Here is an 8,082-nt window from a genome sequence, read left to right on the forward strand (position 1 = left end):
CGTGGTGCTTCACTGCCAAGTGAAGCATACAAGAAAGCTTGGCTTCATCTAGAGGGAAATGTAAAGGAATGGCGTGGAAAAGTCAATAAAGCCGAGCATCGGCTACTTTGAACCGTCGGTTGTGTTCTGCCGAATCACGGGAGAAAAGGGGGGGCATCTTCTCCATGGCCAGCTTTCCAACCACATCAACGGCCTGAAACCGGGCGAGGGCAATTACAACCTTTTGCTGACGCAAAAGGGAAAGGTGGCGGCTGATCTGTATGTCTATCGGAGGGATGCCGACTACCTGTTGATCATCGACAAGCCCGGCGAGCAAAAAGTGATCGACCATTTAAGGAAATTTGCACCGCTCTCGCGGGTGGAAATCGGCGATGAGACATCAAAATATTTTCTGGTTCATGCCTTTGGAACAACACCGGTCCATTTTTCCTTTTTCAGATCCGATCGCCTCGGTCTTCCGGGCCATGATCTTTTTGTCCCCGCCGGGGAAAAAAACAAACTGCTCGCATGGCTGAAACAGGCCAATCTGCCCGCCATCACGCCGGAAACGCAGGAGATCATCCGCGTTGAGCAAGGTGTTTGCAAAGTGGGCATCGACGCCACGGAGGAAAATCTCCCGCAGGAATGCCGCCTCGACCGGGCGCTTCCGGGCGCTTCATTTCGACAAGGGATGTTACCTGGGGCAGGAGACAATCGCCCGGCTTCACTATCGCGGACATGTGAACAGAATTCTTTCGGGACTCAAGCTCGATGCGGACCGGCCGGTGAAATCGGGCACCCTTGTTTTTGACGGAGAAAAAGAGGCCGGTAAAATCACCTCCTGTATTTTCTCACCGACGCTTAAAAGCCCCCTCGCCCTTGCATATATCCCTTTTGCTTCAAATCAGACGGGACAGGAATTTCAGGCAGGGGATGAAAAAATCCGGGCGCGGGTGGTGGAACTGCCTCTTTTTTAGGCCGCATTTACGGAATTGACTTTCCCGCATTTGGGACAGCGCAGAGAGTTTCCGCGAAAGTCGGGGGGGGTTTTCATCTTGAGGCCGCAGGCACAAGTGACAAAGGTAAAACCGCTTGCCGCCATAATGAGATCGCCGGCAATCCGCTGGGCGGGAACCGGTTCGACAGGCCCGGTATCCTTCGAGGGGGCGCGCAGGGCAACCGTCGCCGCGTCGGACAGCCCCCCTTTCGGGATCAACGACGCGGGCCTCCCGCGGACCGATTCAAAGGCCTTCTGGTAGGCGGCAAAATTCACCCCGTAAGTGAGGCTTCTCAAAATTTTTATCCGTTCCGAAATCGGCGGGTGCGTGGCTGTCAGGTCGGCCAACTGCATTCCCTTTCTTTTCAGCGGATTCACGATATAAAGCGCCGCCGTCACCTTGTTGACCCGGGAGAGCACAAGGTCCGTCCTGGACATTTTTTCCAGCGCCGAGGCCAACCCTTCCGGATAACGGGTGAGGCGGACACCGGTGGCGTCGGCCAGATACTCGCGCCGGCGCGAAATGGCAAAATAAAGAAGCTGGGCCATAATCGGGCTTAAAATGGCAAACACTATAGCGATGGCCAGAAAAATAAGCGCCGCCTGGCCGCCCCCCTTGCCCCGGGAACGGTAACGGGATGATGAACCGCTGTGAAACATTCCCCTTAAAAAGATGTTTGAAAGGAGAACGATGCTCCCCAGCGAAACACCCACCAGCGTCATGAAAAGAATATCCCGGTTCAAGACGTGCGACATCTCGTGGGCGATGACCCCCTGGAGTTCGTCGCGATTGAGGCGGGAGAGGAGCCCGGCCGTGACGGCGACGGCGCTCTTTTGCGGATTTCTGCCGGTGGCAAAGGCGTTGGGCGCCTCCTCGGGAATGACATAGATTTTGGGGAGGACCGGAAGATTGGCGGCGATTTTCATTTCTTCAACAATGTTGAACAACCGGGGGTGCATGTCGCGGGTGACCGGTTTGGCGCCGCTTAAGGCCAGCATGATGCTCCCCCCGGCAAAATAGCTGATGATCAGCTGGATGATCCAGAGAAACATCGCCAGGGTGACCCCTAAAAAGGGCCCGGCCTGCGGATCGAAGGCCCCCCCGGCAAAAAAACCCAGCCCAACCAGCAGGAGAAGCATGCCGGCAAACAGAAAAATGGATTTACGTTTGTTGGAACGGGCAAGTTCCCACATAGACTATTAAATCGGGGGCTTTGCCGCTGGCGCCCGGGGTCCCCACCGAACGCCACCGGTTCGAGTGAGGTGGGGGCGGAAACTGATTCCGCTCCCAAGCCGCTTAATCCGCCACTGGCGGCGCGGCTTGGGAACCCTACCCCCCGTTTGCTCGGACTGGCAAAGCCAGATCCTCGCTCACTAAAAAGCCACTTTCGGCAACGCCTTTTCGGCCTGATCCTGGATTTCAAAGAACTCCTGCTGGGCGAAGCCGAACATCCCGGCGATGATATTCGACGGAAACATCTGGATTTTGTTGTTGTAGAAAAGGACCTGATCGTTGTACCCCTGCCGGGCGAAGGCGATCTTGTTCTCGGTTGAGGTCAGTTCCTCCTGAAGGGCCAAAAAGTTCTGATTGGCCTTGAGGTCGGGGTATTGCTCGGCCACCGCAAAAAGCCGGCCCAACACGCCACTCAACATCCCCTCGGCCTGCGCCTTTTCCCCCACGCTCTGGGCGCTCATCGCCGCCGTCCGCGCCGCCGTGACCTTTTCGAGGGTTTCGCGCTCGTGCTTCATATAGCCCTTTGTCGTCTCGATAAGATTGGGGATCAAATCATGCCGCCGTTTGAGCTGGACATCGATCTGCGACCAAGCGTTTTTCACCTGGTTGCGCAGACGGACCAGCGCATTAAAAATACCGATCACCCAGAAAAGAAACAGAACGCCGACACCGATTAAAATCAATCCGATTTTTCCCATGACGTTTTCTCCTTTATGTTTCAAATCCCCCCTCTCCCCCCTTTGTCAAAGGGGGGTTGGGGGGGATTTTTGTTCGCTCGCGAACATCTCGCTTAATAATTTTGGTATCTTGGAATTGCTGTCCAATTTTCCCCTTTTTAACACCTGCATCAATTCTCCCTTGTCGAACCACAATCCGTGATTGTCGGGGCAAGTGTCGAGACAAACCTCCCCAACACATAAAACCTTGTTCATCTTTTTGAAACAACGGGGGCATTTTCTCTTTTTCTCGGTTCCCCGTCCGGTCTTTTCAAACGACCGAAGAAGCGCCTCCTTTTCGGCGGCCCCTTCGAGCAATAATTCCAGCTCCCCGGCGTCCAGCCAGACACCAAAGCACGAAACACAATAGTCCACCTCGACTTCGTGAAGTTCCAGAATCACCATCGGTTCTTTGCAAACAGGACAATTCATGAACCGCTAGAGGATAATAGATAGAGCCCTTTCAATCAATGAGATTTCTGATATATCTGTCCTCATGCCGGCATTTCCCACAAGCCCCGCCAAACAACACGATCTGGCCTCCCGGATGGAGAAATACAACGTTCGGGAAGAGGATTTGGTGGAAAATTTCATCCGTGGTTCCGGCGCCGGGGGCCAGAAGATCAACAAAACCTCTTCGTGCGTACAACTGATCCATCCCCCCACAGGGATTGAAATCCGATGCCAGAAGACCCGTTCCCAGGCGCTGAACCGCTTTTTGGCGCGGCGGCTCCTGGTTGACGAAATTGCCGGGCGGATCGAGGGGAAAAAATCGGCCGAGCGGATGCGGATCGAAAAAATCCGCCGTCAGAAACGCAAGCGCTCCCGCCGCGCGAAAGAAAAGATACTTGAAAACAAAAAACACCAGTCGGATAAAAAGAAACTGAGGAAGATTTACAGGGAAGAATTCTAAGATTAAATCCGGCGATAGGCATAACAGAGCCATTCTTTTTTTTGTGTCCGGTTCAGAAATTTAAAATCCACAAAGGCCCCTTCGATCCGTTCCCTTTCAGCATCGGTGATCCCGGCCAGAATGAGCACCCCGTTTTCCTTTAAAAACCGTTTCATCGTTTCTTTAAGTTGAATGATTGTCGGCGTGACAATGTTGGCCACAATTACGTCAAAGGGGCCCCTTACCTGAGACAGATCGGGAAAAAGCAACAAATCACCGCATCCATTGAGCGCAAAATTTTCCCGTGCGTTGATGCAGGCCAGTTCGTCGATTTCAACCGCCTCGACACGCGGGATTCCCAGTTTGCGCGCATGGATGGCCAAAATGCCGCTACCGGTCCCGATGTCTAGTAATGATTCTACTCCTTGATCTCCCCCTCTTGAGTCAAGAGGGGGCTGGGGGGAGTTATGCCGCTCGCATATTTCCTCGAGCATCTCCGCCGCCAACTGCGTACTCTCGTGCCGGCCAGTGCCGAAGGCGGCGCCGGGACGGATGACAATTTTTCGTCCCGATTTGACCTTTGTCTCTGTCGGCATGTCATCGGGGGGGACGATCCAAACATCAGGAACCAGCTCAATCGGCTCGAAGGTCTGCGCCTGAAAACGGATGTCATTTAAAGAAATCGTTGTCCCCTGAACATTCTCCGCCTGCGGGAGGAGAGCCGAGAGCTTTGACACAAATTGGGAGAGTGGTTCACGATCGTCAAAGTAGGTTTTCAGGCGGATCGCCCCCGCGCCCGCCTCCATTTCCTCGAGGCCCAGGCACCCATGCGAATAGAGAACCGCCTCGGTCAGATCCAGGGCTTCGCGCTCCAGATCCAAGCTCACAACATGATAGGATGAAAATGAATGGTCATTCATTTTTTAATTGCATTTGGCCCCTTCATCACAGTACTCTTACCCCATGCTCCTCGCCCACCGTTGGACCCTTGTGAAGCAAACCCTTCAGATGCGGCTTTTTGGACTTTTTAAAATCCCCCTGATTTTTTACTGCCGCCCGTCCATTGTCGAGGTAAACGACAAACGCGCCGAGGTGGTCATACCGCTAAACTACTTTACCCGCAACCATGTCAAGAGCATGTACTTCGGCGCCCTTTGCATTGGCGCCGATTTGGCGGCGGGGGTTTTTGTGCTGGAGGCAATTCGGCTCTCCGGCAAGAAGGTCAATTTCATTTTCAAGGATTTCAAGGCCGACTTTTTAAAACTGGCCCTCTCGGATGTTCACTTCATGTGCGAGGAGGGCAAAAAGGTGGCGGAGGCCGTGGCAGAAACCGTTCGCACCAAAAAAAGGGTGCACACAACCGTCGCCCTCTGGGCCACCACTCCAAAGAAAACCGGCGACGAAGCAGTCGCCAAATTTGCCCTGACAATTTCCGTTAAGGCGGCGGAATGAATTTAATACCCCGACTTTGCCGCATCCGACGGTGCCGGTGATGTCGCCGCAGGCGCTGAAGCGGCCTTTTCCCCCCCTTTTTTCAGGTAGCAAAATTGCCCCGCCATCGCCGGAGAGGGAAATTTCAGGAATGTTCCGTCCATCGAGGCTTCTTCACCGGACCGGGCGCTGTTGTCATAGGTGACCAACACTTTGCCCCCCTCGCTTTTCCATTTTCCCTTTGTGCCGTACATCGCCTCGAAAGTGCCGTCGCTCTTTATCGTCACCTTGCTCATCAGGCCGGCGACGTTGCCATCGGGGGCGCCTGCGGATTTTTCCGCATCCATAGACCATTCACCCACCACATCCTTGGCCTCAATGGCCCACACGGCGCCAATAACGCCGAGCATGAGAACAACAGCGATAAAAGAAATGATTTTTTTCATAACTCCTCCTTTTTAAGAAGGTATATATTACAACCTCGACACCGATTTGTTAAGTGGATAAGATGTCTTCGAACAATGAGGGCTATGCAATTTTCGTACCAAATTTTGCATCAGACCGGCAAACTCAGACACTTGCAGGATCGCCTCCGCTCCTGCGCTGTCTGCCCGCGGCATTGTCTGGCTGACCGATGGAACGAAGTGGAAGGCTTTTGCCGGTCAGGGCGTAATCCGCTGGTTGCTTCCACTGTGGCCCATTTTGGCGAAGAACCGGCGTTGGTTGGCAAAAACGGGGCGGGGAATATCTTTTTCGGCAGTTGCAACCTTCGCTGTGTCTACTGCCAAAACTGGCAGATCAGTCACCCGCGATCAGAAACAGGAACGGGTGACGCCTTCGGTGTGGCTCCCGATCGCGCCGCAGGCGGAGCGGGTCCTGTCCGAGGCAACCCCCATCCGTCCTCGCGTCACCCATCCCCCAGTGGGGCCCTGCCGCTCCGGGCGGCTGGGGGCCCCGCCTCGGCCACCCGCTCCGCCGAGGACGAGCGGGAGACCCGCAGGCGGCAGGACCCGTTCCTGCGGATCGCCCGAAAAAATGAAATGACGGTGGAGGAACTGGCCAACCGGATGATCGCCCTCCAAAATCAGGGATGCCACAATATCAATTTCGTCAGCCCCTCCCACTTTGCGGCTCAAATGGTGGAGGCCATCGCGATTGCCTGCGACAACGGATTGAAGGTACCGCTGGTTTACAACACGAATGCGTATGACGATATCGAGACGCTCAAACTCCTGGATGGTATCATCGACATCTATCTGCCCGACATCAAATACGCCGACGATTTGACGGCCATCAAATATTCCCAGGCGCGCGATTATGTCCAAATCAGCCAGAGGGCAATCAAAGAGATGTACCGTCAGGTCGGGAATCTGGAATTGGACGAAAACGGCCTTGCCCGCCGCGGCCTGATTGTCCGGCATTTGATTCTGCCGAACGACATCGGGGGAAGTGAGGCCTCGCTGAAATTTTTGGCGGAGGAAATTTCCCGCGAGGTCACCATCAGCGTCATGGCGCAGTATTACCCGACAAACAAAGCCGAGCGGATACCTCTCCTCTCCCGCAAAATTCGATCATCGGAGTATGACGCGGTTTTGGATCTGCTCGATAAATATGGATTAGAGAACGGTTGGGTTCAGGAACTGGAGAGTTCGGAGACCTACCGGCCTGATTTTGACCGCGAGGCCCCGTTTGACAACCGGGAATTGGGTTTATGATCTACTACTCCAGCGACCATTCAACTCGCAGGGCGGGGTTGAGGATCAGGAACGTCTTGGCCCCGGGCGTCAGCGTGTCGCGTGCGGCAGGATCTTCCAAGACAAAAACCAAATTTTTGCCATCGGGATTAAGGCTGAAATTCAGACTGGCGGCTTCACCAAAGTTGATACTCACTTCCGCCTGACCCCACGCACCAACCGAAGATTGGACAGCAAATTCAGTGAGACCCTCTTCGTTGAAGCCCAAACGCCTAAGCATTACCAGTCCGCCAATGAGTTGCAACGGATCATAGGAACCTGCAGTTGCAACAGTTAGACCCAATCCGCTGTTGAACTCCGCTATATCCAGGCGGGCCCTGACGCCACCGGCTGGAGTAAAAGGGGCCCTTTTGGCCTCAGAGAAAAAATCCCAAAAATTATTCAGGGAGGAGAAATAGTCGCCATACTCACGGGTATTTAAAGAGAGCTGGACCCGTTCCAAATCGAAATCGCCAAGAGCCGCCGTCGAATTGATATCGATCGCCGGATAAGGGTCATAACCCAATGCATCTTGCCGCAAGGCATAGGCGGGAAGGATGCCGATTGAACCGGATGTGCCGTAATCGCTCGTAAAATACTCCCTTGTTATAAGCCCATGGACTGTCTTAGAGATTCAACCTCTTGAATTTGCTCCTCTGATGGATTTGCTATTTTCGCCTCTTCAAATCCAAAAAGGGCACTAATGATAATGGTTGCTTTGTCTTGATCAACTTTTCCAAAACCGGTCAACCCCTCTCATATCCTCACCCTATCTGTCCAGACCCAGGGGCGCACCCCAGTCCCCTTTTTTATCCGCCATCTGTAAACCGTTAACAGACTTTTATCGGCACATGTCAAAAAAAGTTGCGTCCTTTTTTCAAATATTTTCAATGGCTTGTGCGCATTTGTGCAAGATGGAGTGGTTTTGGAAAGAATTCAACGAGTTACGACTCCACCACATCAATCACAAACCGCGCCTTCGGATTCATCGCCTCGAGAAACTCGTTGATTTTGGTCGGACCGGGCTGGAGATTACAGCCTTGGATTACGGCCCTTGACAATGCCGTTATTTAAAGTATATTTGGACATATATTTTAAAG

Annotated in this window: 11 protein-coding genes; 5 read left to right on the forward strand and 6 right to left on the reverse strand. The window is 53.6% G+C overall.

What is annotated here, in order from left to right:
- Positions 1 to 73 precede the first annotated feature (73 nt).
- Complete coding sequence (locus tag HYU99_04780; protein MBI2339666.1) at positions 74 to 790, forward strand: hypothetical protein; 717 nt, start codon at positions 74 to 76, stop codon at positions 788 to 790.
- On the forward strand, positions 765 to 956 hold the full coding sequence (locus tag HYU99_04785) for a hypothetical protein (protein ID MBI2339667.1): 192 nt from the start codon (positions 765 to 767) through the stop codon (positions 954 to 956). The genes HYU99_04780 and HYU99_04785 overlap by 26 nt, the downstream gene beginning before the upstream one ends.
- Here HYU99_04785 and HYU99_04790 read toward each other — a convergent pair.
- The 3 genes from HYU99_04790 to HYU99_04800 all read right to left on the reverse strand — a co-directional run bounded on the left by HYU99_04790 (position 953) and on the right by HYU99_04800 (position 3,358).
- Positions 953 to 2,170 (reverse strand): M48 family metallopeptidase, encoded by a 1,218-nt coding sequence (locus tag HYU99_04790; GenBank protein ID MBI2339668.1) that lies wholly within the window; start codon positions 2,168 to 2,170, stop codon positions 953 to 955. The two genes, HYU99_04785 and HYU99_04790, sit on opposite strands and share 4 nt — an antisense overlap.
- Before the next feature lie 180 nt (positions 2,171 to 2,350).
- Positions 2,351 to 2,908 (reverse strand): LemA family protein, encoded by a 558-nt coding sequence (locus tag HYU99_04795; protein ID MBI2339669.1) that lies wholly within the window; start codon positions 2,906 to 2,908, stop codon positions 2,351 to 2,353.
- A 45-nt stretch (positions 2,909 to 2,953) separates the two neighbouring features.
- The gene (locus tag HYU99_04800; protein ID MBI2339670.1) at positions 2,954 to 3,358 is read right to left on the reverse strand and encodes a zf-TFIIB domain-containing protein; all 405 of its coding nucleotides are present in this window, start codon (positions 3,356 to 3,358) and stop codon (positions 2,954 to 2,956) included.
- 64 nt (positions 3,359 to 3,422) lie between these two features.
- Here HYU99_04800 and HYU99_04805 point away from each other — a divergent pair, with 64 nt between their 5' ends.
- Positions 3,423 to 3,839: a peptide chain release factor-like protein gene (locus HYU99_04805; GenBank protein MBI2339671.1), complete on the forward strand. Its 417-nt coding sequence runs from the start codon at positions 3,423 to 3,425 to the stop codon at positions 3,837 to 3,839.
- Between the two features lie 2 nt (positions 3,840 to 3,841).
- Here HYU99_04805 and HYU99_04810 read toward each other — a convergent pair whose 3' ends face one another.
- Positions 3,842 to 4,738 carry a 50S ribosomal protein L11 methyltransferase gene (locus HYU99_04810; protein ID MBI2339672.1) on the reverse strand — a complete coding sequence of 299 codons (897 nt, stop codon included), beginning with the start codon at positions 4,736 to 4,738 and terminating at the stop codon, positions 3,842 to 3,844.
- A gap of 43 nt (positions 4,739 to 4,781) precedes the next feature.
- On the opposite strand from HYU99_04810, the gene HYU99_04815 reads away from it, so the two are divergent.
- The gene (locus HYU99_04815; GenBank protein MBI2339673.1) at positions 4,782 to 5,270 is read left to right on the forward strand and encodes a DUF4442 domain-containing protein; all 489 of its coding nucleotides are present in this window, start codon (positions 4,782 to 4,784) and stop codon (positions 5,268 to 5,270) included.
- 2 nt (positions 5,271 to 5,272) lie between these two features.
- Here the strand turns inward: HYU99_04815 and HYU99_04820 are convergent, their stop codons facing one another.
- Positions 5,273 to 5,695, reverse strand: a complete 423-nt coding sequence (locus HYU99_04820; GenBank protein ID MBI2339674.1) for a hypothetical protein — start codon at positions 5,693 to 5,695, stop codon at positions 5,273 to 5,275.
- An 84-nt stretch (positions 5,696 to 5,779) separates the two neighbouring features.
- On the opposite strand from HYU99_04820, the gene HYU99_04825 reads away from it, so the two are divergent.
- Positions 5,780 to 6,964 (forward strand): hypothetical protein, encoded by a 1,185-nt coding sequence (locus HYU99_04825; GenBank protein ID MBI2339675.1) that lies wholly within the window; start codon positions 5,780 to 5,782, stop codon positions 6,962 to 6,964.
- Between the two features lie 4 nt (positions 6,965 to 6,968).
- Here HYU99_04825 and HYU99_04830 read toward each other — a convergent pair whose 3' ends face one another.
- The gene (locus tag HYU99_04830) at positions 6,969 to 7,523 is read right to left on the reverse strand and encodes a hypothetical protein (protein ID MBI2339676.1); all 555 of its coding nucleotides are present in this window, start codon (positions 7,521 to 7,523) and stop codon (positions 6,969 to 6,971) included.
- Positions 7,524 to 8,082: the final 559 nt, after the last annotated feature.

It is taken from the genome of Deltaproteobacteria bacterium (genome assembly GCA_016183175.1).
Taxonomy (GTDB): Bacteria; UBA10199; UBA10199; order UBA10199; family SBBF01; genus JACPFC01.